Raw genomic sequence first — 19309 nt, 5'->3', positions numbered from 1 at the left:
GGGAGCAATAGCAATTAGTTGCTCCCTTTCCATTTGATTAGAGTAATTAAATGTCTGATAAATATTTTCCAACATGCAGACCACTTGCAGCTGCTTGAGATAATGAATGAGTGACGCCTGAACAATCTCCAATTAAAAATAGCCCATCCATACTTGTTTCAAAATGGTTATTGATTTTTATTGTAGGAGCATAGAACTTTCCATCAATTCCATATAATAAAGTATCTTTATCGATAGGTTCTTGGATAAATTGTTCTAAACGTAATAAAAATTTTTTGAGTCCTTCAATATATAATTGAGGGATTTCCTTATTCAAATCTCCATAATCTCCATGTAGTGTAGGCTGTATACGATTATGTTTCATGTTGTTCTCCGTTGTAGGTTGTTTCTTTATTAAGTCCTCTAAACGCTGTATAACAATCCGATCTCGTCCTTGGTTAATGCTTTTAATAATTGAACTTGCGTATACATTTGCTTCTTTGAGAGTTGGAAAATAGCGCGGGATAAATAAAGTGAAATTTAAGTTAGGAGTGCCAGCGCCTTGCTCTCGAAAATTTTGACCGTCAGGCATAACTAAACCTTCTTCGTACTTTCGAATAATGCGTCCTTTTGGATTCATACAGTAAGTAGTAGCCGTGAAATGTTCATGCTGATAAGAAAGTTTTGTCTCAAATGTATCTTTTAATATTGAACGTAATTGATGTTCTTTCATCTCTATCCTAATACCTAAATCTACACGGGTTTGCTCTTGAGAAATATTTAGAGAAGTGCACATTTCTTTTAGCCAATCCGCTCCGGAACGCCCAGTTGCAAATACTAGTTGCTTAGATTGAACTGTTCCTTCATTTGTCTCTATTGTAAAGTGATCTTTCTGTTTCATAATATGGTGTACATCTATATGAAATTGGATATTTATTTTCGTAAGTAAAAATTCATAGAGATGCTGAAAAATGTCACTTGAAAGTGTAGTACCAAGATGCCTTACTTCTGTTGTTAGCATTTGTAAACCACACGTTTCAGCTCTCTTATTAAGAGTTGGATTTTCTGTAGAATATTTTGAAACAGAATTTCCTCCGAACTGACATAGAATCTCATCTACTTCAGCCATAAGTTGTAAAAAGCCTTCTTTACCGACTTTTTGTTCAAGTTCTCCGCCAAATCCGTTTGTATAATTAAATTTCCCTTCAGATTTTCCTAAACCACCAAACCCGAAATATTTATCACATGTAGTACAATTACACACTTTTCCTTGGTCTAAAGGACAATGGCGATCTTCTAGCGCTTTACCTTTATCAAGAATTAAAACCTTTTTATTACTTTTAGCTAGTGAATAAGCCATAAAAATGCTACTCACTCCAGCTCCGATAATTGTAACATCATACATATTCTTTCACCTGCTAACGAATAGTTTGTTTTTTATTTTCTTAGTGTATAACACTTTTATGAAGTTAAGAAATAGCTTTTATTAATAAAGAGGGAGTTTTTGAACTTGATGCTTTTTTAATTTCTCCGAGTGGTGGAGTAAATACAAATGTTTTTATTTGAAATAAGAAATAGTTTTAAATGATCACTATGTCATATGATTAATAAAATCTTACATATAAAAAACAGACCTTTTAAGTGAAGAGGTCTGCTAATCATTTGAAATAGTTGTTAAGTGCATAAATTTGAAGAGAATTATAGTTTTATTTAGCGAAGACGTGGTTACCGATTACCGCTACTGTTTGACGTGTCGTAATCCATTTGTTTGTTGAAGTCTTTGGATTGTAAAAATAAAGCCAATCAGAATGTATTCCATTTGTAGAGATAGCCTCTTCTACTGCCATTTTTGCTTCTGCGCTTGCAGGCTGATTAATTCTACCATCGGTAACAGGAGTAAATGCATATCCGCGTTTAATAGGTTCATAAATAACACCTGTTATTGTATTTGGAAAACCATTTGCATTTACACGATTCAAGATAACTTTCGCCACCGCTACTTTTCCTTTATATGATTCGCCACCTGCCTCAGCAGTAACTAAGCGTGCCATTAAGTCTTTTTCTTTTTCTGAAATACTTGAATTGATTTTTAAATGTTGTCCTGTATAAAGCTTGTTTCCGACTGTATTGTTAATTTGTTTTATAGATTGAACGGTAACATTGTAACGCTTTGCTATAGTTTCTAATGAATCTCCCGGCTGTACTTGATAAATAATTTGTCCAGAGATGTTCTTAGGTTTGTCGTTTTGATGAACAGTGACCTCATTTGATTTCATGGATCCTGGAATATTTAACTGTTCACCAATAAAAGTTTGATCGTTTCCTTTATTATTTGCTTGTTTAATAGATTGTATTGAAACTCCATATTGTTTACTGATACCCCAAAGTGTATCATTCTTTTTTACTGTATGAATGGTGGAAGCCTCAGCTACACCTTGATTACATACGAATGTAATTGCTGCTGCAGATAAAGGAATTATATGTTTTATTTTTAATAATTTCATTGTAAATCCTCCCAATAAAAAATTAAGTTTTAACTGTTGAGTAATGTAGTTCAGAGTATAAAAGGTATGTATTTATATTTTAATATAAGTATATTAGCACGTGTGAAATAAATAATCATCATAAGTTTTTTATTTATATCATGTAGGACCCAAATATGAAATATTGCATATAAAAACACATTGAAGTTCATGTTGTTGATTACTATAATTTATCTAGTAGAAAGGGACTTTAAATTTTCCTAATGCATTGAGAATATGTGAATGATTTTTAAATTTTACTTCTATGTAATATTTCATATTTATGAAATATTATTTATTAAGTAGCTTATATTATATTCAATAAGTTTGATGTAAAAACAGAAAAAGAGAGGAATAAAAATGAGTAATAAGAAGTTTATTTTGAAATTATTCATATGTAGTACTATACTTAGCACGTTTGTATTTGCTTTCAATGATAAGCAAGCAGTTGCTGCTAGCTCAGGTAATGGGCTTGAAAATTGGTCAAAATGGATGCAACCTATACCTGATGACATACCATTAACACGAATTTCAATTCCAGGAACACATGATAGTGGAACGTTCAAGTTGCAAAATCCGATAAAGCAAGTATGGGGAATGACGCAAGAATATGATTTTCGTTACCAAATGGATCACGGAGCTAGAATTTTTGATATTAGAGGGCGTTTAACAGATGATAATACGATAGTTCTTCATCATGGGCCATTATATCTTTATGTAACATTGTACGAATTTATAAATGAAGCGAAGCAATTTTTAAAAGACAATCCAAGTGAAACGATTATTATGTCTTTAAAAAAAGAGTATGAGGATATGAAAGGGGCAGAAGATTCATTTAGTAGTACGTTTGGAAAAAATTATTTTCTTGATCCTATCTTTTTAAAAACAGAAGGGAATATAAAACTTGGAGATGCTCGAGGGAAAATTGTACTACTAAAAAGATATAGTGGTAGTAATGAATCTGGGGGATATAATAATTTTTATTGGCCAGATAATGAGACGTTTACGACAACTGTAAATCAAAATGTAAATGTAACGGTACAAGATAAATATAAAGTGAGTTATGATGAGAAAGTAAAATCTATTAAAGATACGATAAATGAAACGATTAACAATAGTGAAGATTTCAATCATCTGTATATTAATTTTACAAGCTTGTCTTCTGGCGGTACAGCATGGAATAGTCCATATTATTATGCCTCTTATATAAATCCTGAAATTGCAAACTATATGAAACAAAAGAATCCTACAAGAGTAGGCTGGATAATTCAAGATTATATAAATGAAAAATGGTCACCAATACTTTATCAAGAAGTTATAAGAGCGAATAAGTCACTTATAAAAGAATGAAGATTGTAATAGTAAGAAGCGATAAAATAAATCGCTTCTTTTTTGTTTTCTAAAAATTAACATTAGGTATAGTTTTACATATCGTACTTTCATGATAGGAAAAAATCGAAACTTGCGATATAATTACACATATAAAATTTGTACCTATAAATTTTATATGTAGTGATAAATTTAATTTATTGTAATGAAACGGAGGTATATACTATGAAGTTTCCACATGATTTTTTTTTCGGGGCTGCTTCAGCTTCTTATCAAGTAGAAGGTGCATGGAATGAAGATGGGAAAGGTGTTACGAATTGGGATGAGTTTTCAAAAATTCCTGGCAAAACATACAATGGAACAAATGGTGATGTAGCTGTTGATCATTATCATCGATATAAGGAAGATGTTCGCTTAATGGCTGAGATGGGATTAGAATCGTATCGCTTTTCTATTTCTTGGGCGAGAATATTGCCGACTGGAGATGGAGAGGTAAATGAAAAAGGAATCGAATTTTATAACAACTTAATTGATGAATGTTTAAAATACGGGATTGTACCGTTTGTCACTTTATATCATTGGGATTTACCATTAACTTTAGAAAAAGATGGTGGGTGGACGAATAAACGTACAGCAGAAGCTTTCGTAAAATACGCAGAGATTTGTTTTAAGGCGTTTGGTGATAGAGTGAAACATTGGATTACTTTTAATGAGACAGTGATGTTTTGTGGATTAGGGTACTTAAAAGGTGCACATCCACCTGGAATACAAAATGATGTTCCAAAGTATTTTCAAGCGACTCATTATGTATTTTATGCACATGCAAAAACAGTTGCTGTGTACAAGCAGTTGAAACAATATGGAGAGATTGGCATTACGCATGTATTCTTACCTGCTTATAGTGTGGATGATCAAAAAGAAAATATACTAGCAGCAAATCATGCGAATGAATATGAAATGTATTGGTACTATGATCCAGTTTTAAAAGGTGAGTATCCGTCTTATGTTGTGCAGGAATTAAAGGAAAAAGGATGGACTCCTAATTGGACGGTTGAAGAATTTGAAATCATTAAACAAAATGCCGAAAAAAATGATTTTATTGGCTTGAATTATTATCAACCGATACGAGTGGAAAGATATGATATGGATATAAAGAATGAGGAACATTCTCGAGAAAACTCAACACTTGCTCCGGGTAATCCTTCTTTTGATGGTTTTTATCGAACTGTTAAAATGGATGATAAAACATATACAAAATGGGGATGGGAAATATCTCCCGAAGGTTTCTTAGATGGATTGCATATGTTGAAAGCACGCTACGGTGACATAAAGATGTATGTAACGGAAAATGGACTTGGTGATGAAGATCCAATCATTGACGGAGAAATTGTAGATGTTCCGAGAATTAAATTCATTGAAGAGCATTTAAAAGTAATGAAGCGTGCAATTCAAGAGGGAATTAATTTAAAAGGGTATTATGCATGGTCTGTTATCGATTTATTAAGTTGGCTAAATGGATATAAAAAGCAATATGGCTTTATTTTTGTCGATCATAATGATAACTTAAAACGTAAGAAGAAACTTTCGTTTCATTGGTATAAGCATGTGATCGAAACGAGAGGAGAAGAGTTATAACAGATAAAAGAGTATTTTAGGAGAAAGTGTATGAGTGCAAAGTATAAACAAATTGCAGATGTGTTAGAGCAAGACATTCGAGAAGGACTTTTTAATGAAACGAAAAAACTACCTACAGAAGAAGCGTTGATGAACCGATTTGAAGTAAGTCGTAATACGATACGTAAAGTGATTAGCCAGCTTGTTAATAGAGGCTATATTTTTCAAGTGCAAGGTAGTGGCATGTTTTTACGTGAAACTTCTGTAACAGATTACATTAATCTAGGCAGTTTGCGTGGATTAACGAAAAACCTCGTTTCACAAAATATTGAAACGAAAGTGTTAGAGCTTGAAGTAATAGATGCGGACGAAGAGATAGCAAAGCGGATGCAATGTGAAGTTGGAACTAGGTTATATTTTTTGAAGCGCTTAAGAATTGTAGATGGGAAACCATTCTCTATTGAAGTAAGTTATTTCAAAAAGGATATCATTCCTTATTTGAATGAAGAAATAGCATTAAGCTCTGTATACAGTTATTTCATTGAAGATTTACGATTAAATATTGGCTTTGCCGATAAAGTTATTAGTTGTGAAAAAGTAAATAAAGAAAATGCACAGCTTTTAGAAATAAATGAAGGTGATCCGGCACTTCTTATTGAAAATACAGTTCATCTTGTAAATGGAACCATTTTTGAGTTATCTCAATCGATGTTTCATTATGAAAAGACCAAACTTTTAAATCGGATTAATTTCAAGTGAAAATGAATATAATTAGCCTTGTAAAAAAGCAACTGATTCTAGGAGATCAGTTGCTTTTTATTTTGAAGTGGATGAGCAAAAAAACCTAAAAGTGGTTGGTCCGTTTTTCGCAAACTTCTATTATGATAAGAGAAGAAAGGTAGTATTTTATTGATACCTTAAGAAGGACATTTTATATGTATCTCCTTTGTTTAAATAGACTGGTTTTAGAGAGGTGAAAAGACAATGAGTTTTGCGATTTCACTAGTTGTTATTATTGTAGTTGTATCACTGTTTGGGACCGTACTAGTTGCACGAAATGTGGAGGAGAATTACGGTAAGTCTACAAAGAGGAATGTGAAAAACTTATCAGCTATCTATATCATTCTTCTTTTAGTGCTTCTTGTAGGAGTTACTTGGTATGCGGTCGTTATTTTATAGAGTTTATATATGATGAAGGAGTTAATATATTGATGAAAAATGAGCGCCACGTTTTAGTTGTTTTCCCGCATCCAGATGATGAGTCATATTGCGTGGCTGGCACAATTTTGGCCTATACTGAGCAGAAAGTCCCTCTTACTTATGTTTGCTTAACACTTGGTGAAATGGAGAGAGCAATGGGGAATTCACCTTTTGCAACACGGGAGTCTTTATATGCTATTAGAGAGAAAGAATTAAAGCGAGCTACAAATATTTTAGGGATTGAAGATTTACGTATGATGGGATATCGTGATAAAACTCTTGAATTTGAAGAGCCTGGACAATTAAGAAGTCTGATTCAAAACTGTATTGAAGAATTGAATCCTTCTATAGTTATTTCTTTCTATCCTGGGTATGCAGTTCATCCAGATCACGATGCAACAGGGGAAGCGGTAGTAGAGGCATTAGCTAATATTTCGGAAAGTAAACGACCGGTCTTTTATGCTGTAGCTTTTTCGAAAAATCATGAAGACGAAATAGGCCCTCCGGATTTTAAAAATGAAGTGACGGAATATGTTCCGAAAAAATTAGAGGCATTACGAGCACATGCATCACAATTTGCAACTAAAGTGGATGAGCTGGAAAGAGAGTATGAAGACGGTGTTTTAGAAACAGTTGAGTGGTTAGAAAGAGAGCCGTTTTGGATATATCCATTAAAGAATAAGAAAATGTAGTGCTATAACTGAAGGGGATTTATATGTATTTTATATATAAAAATCAAAAGGTTTATTACAATATAGAAGGATCGGGTCCTGTCATATTGTTTTTACACGGTCTTGGAGGAAACTCAAACAATTGGTTATATCAAAGACAATATTTCAAGGGAAATTGGACAGTGATTTCACTTGATTTACCTGGACATGGGAAATCTGAAGGACTGGAAATTAGTTTTCAAGAATACTCAAATGTTTTGTATGAGTTATGCAATTATTTAAAGCTACAAAAAGTAGTCATTTGCGGTCTTTCAAAGGGAGCTAGAGTTGGTATCGATTTTGCTATTCAATATCCAGGTTTTGTTTCTAGATTAATTGTTGTAAATGCATTTCCCTATTTAGAACCGGCAGATCGTAAAGAACGACTTGAAGTATATGATTTACTTAGCTTGCATGATAAAGGGAAAACTTGGGCGGGTACGTTATTGAGAGCAAGGGGAGTAGAAGATAATGATGCAATTGTCCGAGGATTTCATCAATCCCTACAAACTATTAATCCGATGCATATTCAAAGGCTATTCGCTGAATTAGTTGATTACGATCAAAGACCATACCTCTCTAACATTGCATGTCCTGCATTAATAATACGAGGAGAGAATGATTATTTTGTTCCGGAAAAGTATGTGAGAGAATTTGAAAAATACCTGAGAAACGTGACTTTCGTTGAGTTGAAAAATAGTGGGCACTTGCCTTATTTAGAACAGCCTACTAGTTTTAATGTGACGGTTGAGACATTTTTAAATCATGCGCTTGATTAATACCATTTTCACAGTGAATACTATTATTAATGAATTCAGGACACCTGCTTGGAGAGGAGGGAACTAAATGGAATGGCAACCGAATCGTGAAAATAAGATACCAGTTTATAAACAAATTGCTGATTACATTGAAAGAGGCATTTCTACCGGTGAATTCCCTTCTGATAGAAAATTACCTTCTGAGCGTATGTTAGCACAGGAGTTACAAGTGAACCGGAGTACGGTAGTAGCTGCTTATGAGGAATTAAAATCACTTGGGGTAGTAGAACGGCAAAAAGGAAGCGGCACCCGGGTGAATACAGACATATGGGGTGTGTCACATAAACGAATACCGAACTGGGGTAGGTACGTTGAGGATGGATCGTTCTTGCCTAATGTACCACTTGTTCAACAAATTCGAACGGAAACACAAAAAGATGATTTAATCAATTTAGCGAGTGGTGAATTGTCACCAGAATTAATTCCGAGTGATAGATTTCGAACAATTTTGTCGGAGAAAACATTTATGGAAAATCTCGGTTATGACCATCCACTTGGAAATGAAATGTTGCGAAAAACAATTGCGGCACATGTCGAGCAATATAAACAAATAGAAGCAGATGCAAGTTCTATTCTTATTACATCTGGAGCTCAGCAGGCACTTAATCTTATCGTTCAATGTTTGTTAAAGCCTGGCGATGCGATTGCAATTGAGGACCCTTCCTATTGTTATTCACTTCCGATGTTTAAATCAGCAGGTTTAAACATATTCCGTTTACCAGTTGATGAGCATGGAATGAATCCCGATGACTTAATCGATTTGCACAAAAAGCATCGCATTCGTATGGTGTTTTTAAATCCAGATTATCAAAATCCAACTGGAACGGTACTTTCGTTGGCAAGACGTAAAAAGGTTTTAGAACTATCTTCTGAATTTGGTATACCGATTGTAGAAGATGATCCGTATAGCTTGACTTCTTTTAATGGAGAAGTGAATCCAACATTGAAATCGATGGATCAAAATGGGAATGTTCTTTATGTAAGCTCATTATCAAAAATTGTTGCATCAGGATTACGTATTGGTTGGGTAATTGGCCCCACGCGCGTAATTGAGCGATTGGCAGATGCGAAGCAGCAAGTTGATTTCGGTCATAGTGTATTTACACAGTGGGTAGCGAACCAATTTTTAGAATCTGAGGATTTTCATACGCATATTACGATGCTTCGTGGACAACTGAAGCAAAGAAGAGATGAGTTAATTAGAAAGCTTGAAGAAATATTAGGGGACCAGGTTGAATTTTTTGTTCCAGAGGGCGGAATACATTTATGGTGTAAAGTGCAAGGAACGTTTGATGAATACCATTTACTAGGTGAATCTATACGCAATGGTGTAGCATTTGTCCCAGGAAGCGTCCTAGGTTCGAAAAGTGAATATATACGATTTACTTTTGGCAGAGCGAATGTCGAACAAATTCAGCTTGGAATTACAAGGTTTGCGGAAACGTTAAACGAGATTTCATAATAGTGATGCGTAATATTGAAATGAGGGAAAGAAATGAAGTACGTGACGCTTTTACTTCAAGTAGGCGTGCTATATGTGTTTAGCTTAGCTGGTACGTGGATTCAGGGAGTATTCCATCTGTCGATGCCAGGAAGTTTAATAGGGATGTTAATATTGTTCCTACTCCTTTCTACTCGTATTTTGCCATTAAAGTGGTTTGAGGTAGGTGCAGAAAAGTTAATAGTATTTTTACCTTTATTTTTAATTCCTTCGACGACTGGGTTAATGGAATACGGTTCTTTTCTTTTAAGTAAGGGTAGTATTATGTTCTTTCTAGTTGTTGTAAGTACTTTAGTAACATTGATTATTTCAGGTTATGTAAGTCAATTATTAATAACATCTAAAAAATAAAATTGATAAGGTGCGCTATTCAAATGGTTTTAATTTTTATTACTGTAGTGATTTATTTATTGGCGACAAAGCTATATAAAAAATTTACGTTTCCATTTACTTTACCGGTGTTAACAGTTACGGCAATTATGATTTGCATATTCCTTATTTTCGGGATCTCTCATCAAGATTATAAGGAAAATGGGGGAGATATTCTTTCCAGTTTCTTGAGCCCTGCGATTGTAGCTTTAGCAATACCGCTATTTAAGGAACGAAAAATACTTATGAAAAACTTCTTATCGATACTTGTTGGGGTAGTAATCGGTATAGTGGCTTTAATAAGTTTGAATGTAGTGATTGGGGAAATGTTGAATATAGATAAGGAACTTATATTAACAACTATCCCGCAATTAGCGACGATGCCTATTGCAATTTCATTAGCCGAACAAATTGGGGGTATTCCATCTATGACCGCTAGTTTTGTAGTTGTTGCGGGAATAACAGGTGCTATCATAGGACCGACAGTACTTAAACTTTTCCGTATAACAAGTACAATTGGAAAAGGAGTTGGGATGGGCTGCGCATCACATATCATTGGTGTGAGTCGTCTAGTGAAAGAGGGAGAGAAAGAAGCAACTATCGGTTCGGTAACGATGATTGTAACAGGGATACTTATTAGTATATTAGTACCTTATGGAATGAAATTTTTATTTTGAAAATTAATGAATCGTAATAAGGAGCATAACACTACTCATTTTAGAGTGTAATGGAGATGATTAAAATGACAACATGGTTTATAGTTACATTATTTATTTTTGGTGCTCTTAAAGTACTAGTTTCTAGTATGCCAACTTCTGTCGTAGAATCAATTATTAGTAGATTTGAGTTACATCAAAAATTGGATGAGGAAAATACTACTGTAACTGTAGATGGGGAAAGTATAGAAGGAGAAATGAAACTTCAAGTTATTCATGAATTTAATGAGGCTTTATTTTTGGATAAGCATTATTTTCCGCCGCAAGGGAATGGAACACCATTAGTTATTGAGACGAAGATAGGAAAGAAAACGATTAAGTTTTCTTTATATAGCTACGAGGAACACGTTGATGTAATAAAGCAATATAAGAAGAAAGTAGTTGCATATCGTTTGCGATCAAAAAGTCTTCAAAGTCGTTCAGTAGTAAGAATTGAAGATTATGCTTAAGAGGAGAGGCCGTTATACAAACGGTCTCTTTATTTTGGTAGCCAACGATATACTTTCCAAATAAAAGCAAGAAAAATCATATACCCAAACAAAGAATAAGTATGATGCCAATGCTCATTATGTACAAATAAACCTAGCCTCTCAGCAACTTGCTCAAAAATGCTAGCGCAAACGCCTATTGAAATAATAAATAGAGTTCTAGAAACTGTAGATAATGTTTTTGAAATTTGTATAAAAGAGGCTGTTAAAATCGGCAGTACGAACAACGTAAAAGCTATGTTAACTGAAAATATGGATGAGAAGGGTCTAACCGGAAAAGAATATATTTGTTTATTAACAAAGAAAGAATCTAAACAAGTTCCAATAATAGCAGAGAAAAAAACTGTAATTATTATAGCTAGAAAGTCATTCTTCCTCTCGGAGGAGGACATTTTTCTTTGCGAGAATGGCGAGTTCAATTTTTTCGAGTGTTTTGCAGTAGTCTTCTGAAATTTGTCCACTTATACTTTCCTCCTTATCAACTAAGTAATTTACAACTTGCCAATCAGTAAACCAATCTTTACTTTTATCTTCTTCATGTTTCATATCGCGCCATGCATAGATGAGTGCAGGGCTGTATATACGATATGCACCACTACGCAACTGGCATTTCTTTATTCGGCGTTTATAAAACTCACGGGAAAAAGATTCATTTACACTTGAAAATAAATGAGGCCAGTAATCTTTCCTTGAGCCTGTGTGTGGATGATGCTCGGCCCAACTTATTATTTGAGATAAAATATGTGTATCCCGAAATAATAGTGAATACAACCTTTTTCCAATTAAGATTCGTTCATGCAAGGACGTAAAATGTTTCATTGTATCACCAAATAGTAATACTTTTTGTTTCTTATCATTTTCGTAGAATGGGAAAAGGATATGATTAAACTGAAAGAAATCAAAGAGTTTAAATCCAATACTATTTAGTACAGTCTTTTGAAAGTGTACATTTTGAATAACCCTTTTTTCTAAGTAGTTTTGTTCATTAATAATAGTTGCGATCGCCAATGTTTTTTTGTTACCTGTTTTCCAAAAATCGTTCCACATCGTTTCCATAAATGTAGAAACATTTAGGTGAGGAAGAAGATGAAATAGCTTTTGTGATTTTTTAACACTTTGTTCATATAGCAAAAATTGAGGATATACATCTTGAAAAATGAGCCAATTTCCTCTTTCTAAAAAAGAAAAAAATGTAATTTGATCCTTCTCTGATAAAATCCTCGTATATAAGTCTCCCTTTAAATCAGTCATATTCCAACCACCGTTACGTGATACCATATGTCCAAGTAGTGCCCAATGTATTTCGGGATATTGAATGTAAAATTGATAGTATGCACGTGTTCTTGTGACGTTATTTTTATTTAGTTGTTTTGTCTGTACTTTTATTTTGTCGATGATGAGTTGCTCTTCTTTCGTTAATGTATACATGGTGCCAGAATGAATGAGTTTGCTTTTTTGTTTTAACTCATTTTTTACATCGAATAGGGAGAGAGGAAGTGCTTTGGAAGGATCATTATATATATTATTTGAGTTGTTTGAATTGCTTTGGTACATTCCATTACCTCCCTTTTTTCATGAATGTAAACATGGCATTGGCTATGGACCATTCTATTTATTTTATTACGAGTATAAGAAATAAATGAACGGTGTTTTTCTACAAGTAATATAGTTATCATGCAAACAGTATGAAAAAATCTTACTGTTAAGAAGTGAAATAAAAAAACAGAAACTATGTTTAATAGTTTCTGTTTTTTTATTTTGTCAATTAAATGTAACAAACGACGATTATGATTTGAATCAATTGAAAATAATTCAATCGCGTTAATAAATACAATTTTTAATGAAATGTCCGGTAGGAGGAAAAGGAATGCTTAATAAAATAATTTTAATTACTGGTGGTACAGGTTCGTGGGGGCATGAACTTATAAAACAACTATTAGAAAAATCACCGAAAGAAATTAGAGTTTTTTCAAGAAATGAAACAGTTCAGTTTGAAATGCAGCAACAGTTTATAAATGAAGATAGATTGAAATTTATTATTGGAGATATTCGTGATAAAGACCAACTCGTATATGCTTGCCAAGGTGTACATTATGTATTCCATCTTGCAGCTTTAAAACATGTTCCAGTATGTGAGTATTATCCTTATGAAGCTATAAAAACAAATATACATGGTACGCAAAATGTAATTGAAGCATCAATCCAGAAGCAAGTTGAGAAAGTTATATATGTTTCAACTGATAAAGCGGCCGACCCATCAAATACGTATGGGATGACAAAAGCAATTGGTGAAAAGTTAATGGTTCATGCGAATGTGCAAACGAAGAAAACAAAATTCATTTGTGTTCGTGGTGGAAATGTTTTAGGGACGAGTGGAAGTGTGGTACCGCTCTTTAAAAAGCAAATTAAAAAGTCTTCACAGGTAGGGATTACTGATGAAAATATGACTAGATTTTTCTTAACAATTGAAGATGCTGTTGGATTGTTATTTAAAGCAGCATCTGAAGGAAGAGGAGGGGAAATCTTTGTTATGAAAATGCCAGCATGTAAAATAACGGATTTAGCAAAAGTATTGATTGAAGATTCAAAAAAAGAAAACGTGAAGATAAAAGAGGTAGGGATAAGACCTGGTGAAAAATTAAGTGAAATGCTTTTATCTGAGGTAGAGAGTAAAACAAGTATTAGTTTTGATCAAAATTATTTTGTGGTACTACCGACTATTCCTATAGAAGGACTTCAAGAATATTATGCTAGTTATCCGCTTGTGGATGTGAAGAGTTTTAGTTCTCAACAAGACTTACTTGCAAAACATGAGGTGAAACAAATGTTAGAAAAAGGAGGATTTTTACTATGAAAAAAAATGTGAGCCTTTTAATAACTGGTGCAAATGGCTTCACAGGGCGCCATGCTTGCCAATATTTTTTAGACAAGGGCTTTCATGTAATTCCTATGTTTCAAAATCGTTCACATAGAGAAAAATGCAGGAATGGAATTACTTGTAATTTAACTAATAAGGGCGAAGTAATGAAGGTAATTAAACAAATAAAGCCAGACTATGTATTGCATTTAGCAGGAAGAAATTCGGTCATAGAGTCTTGGACAGCTGCTCTTGAATACATGGAGATTAATGTGATAGGGACGTTATATTTATTAGAAGCAATTAAGCAAGAAGCACCCCATTGTAGAACATTAGTTATAGGATCTGCATTGCAAGTAGATAGTATGAACAACATAAAATTTTCAAATCCATATAGTTTAAGTAAAACTATGCAAGTAATCGTCGCAGAGGCTTGGGGTGGGTTAATGGATTCAAATATTATCATTGCAAAGCCCTCGAACTTAATTGGTCCAGGAGTATCGAATGGTATTTGTTCTATTCTGGCAAAAAAAATGATAGATATAGAGTCGGGTAAAAGTGAACCAATTATTGAAGTAAACAGTTTGAAAGATAGTAGGGACTTTCTAGATGTACGTGATGTAGTTAAAGCGTATCATGTGTTATTACGTGATGGTATAAATGGAAAAGAATATAATATTGGATCAGGAGTAAAACGATCTTTATTAGATGTACTAGAACAATATAAAGGATTAACACAGCTGAACTTTACTATAAAAGAAACAGATAATTTTGAGAGTGACTCAAATAAAAGTTTAGTGTTAGAGGATATAAAAAAGTTAGGTTGGGTCCCGAAAATCCAATTTCATCAATCATTGAAAGATGTACTTGAGTATGCGAAGCACAGTGACATCTGCATTCAATGAAAAATAAAAAAGGGTGTAAGAAGTATATGAATAGTTATGAAGCAATAGATAATCAAAGTACGCTATTTCTTTCGATTGTTGATACGCTGGATTGGAAAGATGAAGAAGCACATGTGTTGCACCTCTATGAGGCAATAAATCAATATCGAGCGTATGTGGAAGAAAAAAAGGTTGATCGAATAAAGCCAGCACTAGAGACTAGAACTAGGCATGTGATTCAAGTTTTTGCTCAGTATGAGTGTAGTGAGTATGGAAATGATTTTTATGAACTCATCAAAGATCTCTTACAAGATATAGGACTTGAGTTAAAGATTAATATAAAGCTAGATTTTTAATGATAAAGGTGGATATAAGTTATGAATAAAAAGATTCTCTTTACTGGGGGCGGTACAGCCGGACACGTAATGATTAATATGGTATTGATTCCTAAATTTATGGAAAAAGGATGGGGAGTTGAGTATATTGGATCTCAAAATGGAATTGAAAAATTATTAGTTCAAAATGTTAAGTATAATAGTATTTCAACAGGGAAGCTTAGGAGATATTGGGATTGGGAGAACTTTAAAGATCCTTTTAAAATTATAAACGGTTGTTTACAAAGTTATAAATTAATTAAGAAAATGAAGCCTGACGTTATCTTTTCGGCAGGGGGGTTTGTTTCAGTTCCTGTAGTTATAGGGGCATGGTTAAATCATGTACCTATCGTAATACGTGAGCCAGATAGTACGTTAGGGTTAGCAAATAAAATAGCATTACCTTTTGCTACAAAACTATGCACAACATTCCCTCATACAGGGGAGAATGTAAGTAATGAAAAAAAGGTTTATGTAGGACCAATTGTAAGGGAAGAAATTGAGAGCGGTAACGTATTACGAGGAAGAAGCTATTGTAAATTTAGGCAAGATAAACCGGTACTGTTAATAATGGGTGGGAGTCAAGGTGCACAATGGATAAATGATATGGTAAGGAAAAGTTTAGATACATTATTATTAAGTTTTAATATTGTTCATATGTGTGGTAAAGGGAAGGTGGATCCATCTATTGGAATGGAAGGTTATATGCAATTTGAATATATAGGCGAAGAGTTGCCGCATATACTGAATATGGCAAGTGTTGTAGTTTCCAGAGCGGGTTCTACTGCTATTTCTGAATTGTTATTTTTGAAGAAACCGATGTTGCTTATTCCGTTAACTAATGGTTCCAGTAGAGGGGATCAAGTTTTAAATGCTGACTATTTTGCACGACAAGGGTACGCGGAAGTATTACTTCAAGATAGAATAAGCGCCAGTACATTTACAGATGCGGTAAATAAGTTGTATGCCAATAAGGAGAGATATATTCAAAACATGAATGGATTTAAGAAAACAAATGATGAGGGAATTCATCAATTAATAGATATAATAAATGAAGTGGTGAAGTAATAGAAATTTAAATAGAAAAACAAAAGGAAAGAAGGTATCTTCTTTCCTTTTTACTATAGTTGTTCAAATTCATTGTTACTTATGCCGATTATATTCTGTATAGAGCTATATACTATGGACGAATACCGTTTTCTAACAGCTTAGTAAATTCATTTGTATAAATAGGTTTACTGTAATAATAACCTTGAATAAACTGACATTTATTTTTTTGAAGGAAATTTACGTGTTCTTTCGTTTCTACACCTTCAGCAATGACAGACATTCCTAATGTATGTGCTAATGTGATGATCGTTTTAATGATTTCCATTCCATCTTCACACGTTTCAGACATTGTAATAAATTCTCTTGGGATTTTTAACGTATCGATTGGATATAAAGGTAAGTAGGCTAGGGAAGAATAGCCTGTACCAAAGTCGTCGATTGAAATGTGAATCCCTAAACTTTTTAGTGTACGCAGTTTTATCAATGTTTCTCTCTCATCCATCATTGCAATTCGTTCTGTTAATTCTAGATCAAGGGAACTTGCTGGTAAGCCTGTAGTTGCTAAAGTAGAAGAAATAGATTTTACAAAGTCTTCTTGTTCAAATTCTTTAGCAGATAAATTTACTCCTATTTTTAAATGAGAATATCCGAGTGTATGCCAACGTTTCATTTCCTGACAGGCTTGCTGTAATGTCCATTTTCCTATTGGAATAATTTGTAGTGTTTCTTCGGCGATAGGGATAAATTCATACGGAGAAATAACACCTAATTCGGGATGGCTCCATCTGATTAAAGCTTCGGCACCGATAATTTTATTTGATTTGCTATCAACTTGAGGTTGATATAAAAGGAACAATTCTTCATTTTGAATTGCGTTTGGTAAATCTTTCTCTAATCGTAATCGTCTTTCGATTTTTTTAGCGATTACATCGTCATAAATAGAGACAGAGTTAAGCTCTTTTTCCTTAGCATCATACATTGCAACATTAGCGTTTTTTAAGAGTGTAGCGGTATCAATTCCACCACATGGATATATAGCGATGCCGATACTAAGTGATAAAGTTAATTTATGCTCATGTAGGACAAACGGTTTTTTCATGCCTTCAAATAATTGGTTACATAACTTGAATAAGGAATCATGGTCCGTATAGTTTTCGATTAAAATTGTAAATTCATCGCCACCGATTCTTGACAGATGAGTATGTGATGGAAGACATGATTGGAAACGTTTTGCTACTTCTTCTAATATGTAATCACCTGACGAATGTCCAAGTGTATCGTTAATTACTTTAAAGCGATCTAAATCTAAATATAATAATGCAAACTCACTTTGTGTTGTTTGAGCATTTTTTATAAATTTTCTTAACTTCCTATGGAAAAAGGATCGGTTCCCAATTTTCGTTACAGTATCGTGGAATGCTAAATATTTTATTTCTTCTTGTTGTTTTTTTAGTGCGGTAATATCCTTTACCATAATATAGCTTCCTGAAATTTGTCCATCTATCATAATAGGAACGATGGTAACGTATAAAAAATAAGTAAAGCCATCTTTATATTGAGAACTAAGTTGTAAAGATGCGGATTCTTGTTGTTTAACTTTTTCTAATGCAGATATCAGTTTATGTTTATCTGCATCTAAAATGATAGAAAAACATGTCTCACCAAGTAACTCGTTTGTTGGTGCTCCGAGTAGGACGCTTCCTGCCTTATTTACATTTAAGAATACTCCATTTAAATCAATTGTAAAAATAGGGTCAGGATGATATTCATATAATGATTTGAATTTTTGTTGTTTCTGAGATAGGGCCTCTGATTTATGGACTAAATCAGAAGTTCTTAAAGTAACTTTTTCTTCTAGTTGAGCATTAAATACTTGTAAACGTTTTGTTAGGGTGTCGTTTTGCATACGCACAATAGAATGGCGAATAAGTACGAAAACAAAAGCGATACAATTCCCTGTAATGAGAGTTGAAGATGATGTTTGTTCTTTTAACGTAAACCCGATTAGTATTGCAACAGCAAGATAGGGAAATACGACTAAAACTTTCTTTCCTAGTATAGGGTTTACAATGAAATAATTTTTATGGCTATTATCATCTTCTGAAATAGACCCAGCTATTGCGATAAGCAATATAGGTATTCTATATAGAAGACGTAAAAATGTTATAGTGTCAGTTGATAAATGGGTATTTAAGTAAAAATAAATATAGTTAAAAGTTGCAGAACTAATTAATACAAAAATAAAGATATAAATTTTCCGCTTGGACTTAAAAATTGTTGGGCGGAAAAAGAGACTAACACCTAGTAGAAGAAATAATAGATCTGCAATTGGATATAGAAATGAAAGGAAAATATCTCCGAGTGAAAGTGAGAATATATTTAAATTTGGCTGATTAAATAAATACCATTCTAATGTGAATATGGAAGTAAGTACTATACATATATCACAAATAAAGAAAGCTTTTTCCCATTTATTGCATTCTTTTAAGATCTTATAGCAGAAAGCGATAAGACAGAAGAATAGAAAAAACATGTAAAATACATCAGAAACAGTAAAATGATGTATTGGAAGTTCGAAAAAGGTATCTTGATACGTATATACTACTTTTCCTAATAAAAAACTACCAATTGCAATTGTAATACATATCCAAAAAGGATTTGAACTAACTTTTTTAGAATATATAGAGTAAATTAGCGATATAAATGTAATGACTTCAACGATGAGTGAAGCGAAGCGTACATTGAAATTTGAAAAATGAGTAGGGAACAGAAAGAAAAACATAAAATAGATTGAATAGCATATTAGCGTTGTAATTAATATACATAGTTGTAAATTTTTATTTATTTTCAATAAAATCACCTTCTTTAAGTATGTACTATATTCGTAATATCTATACA

Annotated in this window: 19 protein-coding genes; 14 read left to right on the top strand and 5 right to left on the bottom strand. The window is 33.2% G+C overall.

From position 1 onward, the window contains the following. Positions 1-46 precede the first annotated feature (46 nt). On the bottom strand, positions 47-1384 hold the full coding sequence (locus tag EXW56_RS17860) for an NAD(P)/FAD-dependent oxidoreductase (protein WP_098988364.1): 1338 nt from the start codon (positions 1382-1384) through the stop codon (positions 47-49). Positions 1385-1685: 301 nt separating this feature from the next. Beyond that, a complete protein-coding gene (locus EXW56_RS17855; RefSeq protein WP_098988363.1) occupies positions 1686-2483 on the bottom strand; it encodes a cell wall hydrolase in 798 nt (265 codons plus the stop codon). A 378-nt stretch (positions 2484-2861) separates the two neighbouring features. On the opposite strand from EXW56_RS17855, the gene EXW56_RS17850 reads away from it, so the two are divergent. The 10 genes from EXW56_RS17850 (at position 2862) to EXW56_RS17805 (ending at position 11207) form a co-directional block, all read left to right on the top strand. Continuing rightward, positions 2862-3851: a phosphatidylinositol-specific phospholipase C gene (locus EXW56_RS17850; protein WP_098988362.1), complete on the top strand. Its 990-nt coding sequence runs from the start codon at positions 2862-2864 to the stop codon at positions 3849-3851. Positions 3852-4055: 204 nt separating this feature from the next. Further along, positions 4056-5465: a glycoside hydrolase family 1 protein gene (locus EXW56_RS17845; RefSeq protein WP_215596827.1), complete on the top strand. Its 1410-nt coding sequence runs from the start codon at positions 4056-4058 to the stop codon at positions 5463-5465. Between the two features lie 30 nt (positions 5466-5495). Then, on the top strand, positions 5496-6203 hold the full coding sequence (locus tag EXW56_RS17840; protein WP_002199565.1) for a GntR family transcriptional regulator: 708 nt from the start codon (positions 5496-5498) through the stop codon (positions 6201-6203). Positions 6204-6428: 225 nt separating this feature from the next. Continuing rightward, the gene (locus tag EXW56_RS17835; RefSeq protein ID WP_002066705.1) at positions 6429-6623 is read left to right on the top strand and encodes a hypothetical protein; all 195 of its coding nucleotides are present in this window, start codon (positions 6429-6431) and stop codon (positions 6621-6623) included. A 32-nt stretch (positions 6624-6655) separates the two neighbouring features. Next, positions 6656-7336: a bacillithiol biosynthesis deacetylase BshB2 gene (bshB2, locus tag EXW56_RS17830; protein WP_215597584.1), complete on the top strand. Its 681-nt coding sequence runs from the start codon at positions 6656-6658 to the stop codon at positions 7334-7336. A gap of 23 nt (positions 7337-7359) precedes the next feature. After that, complete coding sequence (locus EXW56_RS17825; protein ID WP_098988359.1) at positions 7360-8133, top strand: alpha/beta fold hydrolase; 774 nt, start codon at positions 7360-7362, stop codon at positions 8131-8133. 67 nt (positions 8134-8200) lie between these two features. Then, entirely contained in the window at positions 8201-9634 is a 1434-nt protein-coding gene (locus EXW56_RS17820; RefSeq protein WP_098988358.1) for a MocR-like pyridoxine biosynthesis transcription factor PdxR, read from the top strand. 33 nt (positions 9635-9667) lie between these two features. After that, positions 9668-10024: a CidA/LrgA family holin-like protein gene (locus tag EXW56_RS17815; protein WP_098988357.1), complete on the top strand. Its 357-nt coding sequence runs from the start codon at positions 9668-9670 to the stop codon at positions 10022-10024. 23 nt (positions 10025-10047) lie between these two features. Beyond that, positions 10048-10719: an LrgB family protein gene (locus EXW56_RS17810; protein WP_098988356.1), complete on the top strand. Its 672-nt coding sequence runs from the start codon at positions 10048-10050 to the stop codon at positions 10717-10719. A 65-nt stretch (positions 10720-10784) separates the two neighbouring features. Then, entirely contained in the window at positions 10785-11207 is a 423-nt protein-coding gene (locus tag EXW56_RS17805; RefSeq protein WP_098988355.1) for a YfmQ family protein, read from the top strand. A 29-nt stretch (positions 11208-11236) separates the two neighbouring features. Here the strand turns inward: EXW56_RS17805 and EXW56_RS27735 are convergent, their stop codons facing one another. Beyond that, entirely contained in the window at positions 11237-11638 is a 402-nt protein-coding gene (locus EXW56_RS27735) for a CBO0543 family protein (RefSeq protein WP_098988354.1), read from the bottom strand. Next, the gene (locus EXW56_RS17800) at positions 11613-12800 is read right to left on the bottom strand and encodes a DUF2515 domain-containing protein (RefSeq protein WP_215596826.1); all 1188 of its coding nucleotides are present in this window, start codon (positions 12798-12800) and stop codon (positions 11613-11615) included. The genes EXW56_RS27735 and EXW56_RS17800 overlap by 26 nt, the downstream gene beginning before the upstream one ends. 313 nt (positions 12801-13113) lie before the next feature. Between EXW56_RS17800 and EXW56_RS17795 the strand changes: the two genes are divergently transcribed. Genes EXW56_RS17795 through EXW56_RS17780 form a run of 4 tightly spaced genes read left to right on the top strand, consistent with a single transcriptional unit; the run spans position 13114 to position 16429 of the window. Next, complete coding sequence (locus EXW56_RS17795) at positions 13114-14100, top strand: UDP-N-acetylglucosamine 4,6-dehydratase family protein (RefSeq protein WP_002111308.1); 987 nt, start codon at positions 13114-13116, stop codon at positions 14098-14100. Beyond that, positions 14097-15008, top strand: coding sequence for an SDR family oxidoreductase (locus tag EXW56_RS17790; RefSeq protein WP_002111307.1), 912 nt, complete (start codon positions 14097-14099; stop codon positions 15006-15008). Before EXW56_RS17795 ends, EXW56_RS17790 begins: the two co-directional genes overlap by 4 nt. Continuing rightward, a complete protein-coding gene (locus EXW56_RS17785) occupies positions 15005-15343 on the top strand; it encodes a DUF6572 domain-containing protein (RefSeq protein ID WP_002111306.1) in 339 nt (112 codons plus the stop codon). The genes EXW56_RS17790 and EXW56_RS17785 overlap by 4 nt, the downstream gene beginning before the upstream one ends. 21 nt (positions 15344-15364) lie before the next feature. After that, a complete protein-coding gene (locus EXW56_RS17780; RefSeq protein ID WP_002199579.1) occupies positions 15365-16429 on the top strand; it encodes an undecaprenyldiphospho-muramoylpentapeptide beta-N-acetylglucosaminyltransferase in 1065 nt (354 codons plus the stop codon). Positions 16430-16541: 112 nt separating this feature from the next. Here EXW56_RS17780 and EXW56_RS17775 read toward each other — a convergent pair whose 3' ends face one another. After that, positions 16542-19262, bottom strand: coding sequence for a GGDEF domain-containing phosphodiesterase (locus EXW56_RS17775; RefSeq protein WP_215596825.1), 2721 nt, complete (start codon positions 19260-19262; stop codon positions 16542-16544). Positions 19263-19309 lie beyond the last annotated feature (47 nt).

Source organism: Bacillus mycoides (assembly GCF_018742245.1).
In the GTDB taxonomy this organism is placed as follows: domain Bacteria; phylum Bacillota; class Bacilli; order Bacillales; family Bacillaceae_G; genus Bacillus_A; species Bacillus_A cereus_U.
This window is presented reverse-complemented; position numbering and strand designations above follow the sequence as displayed.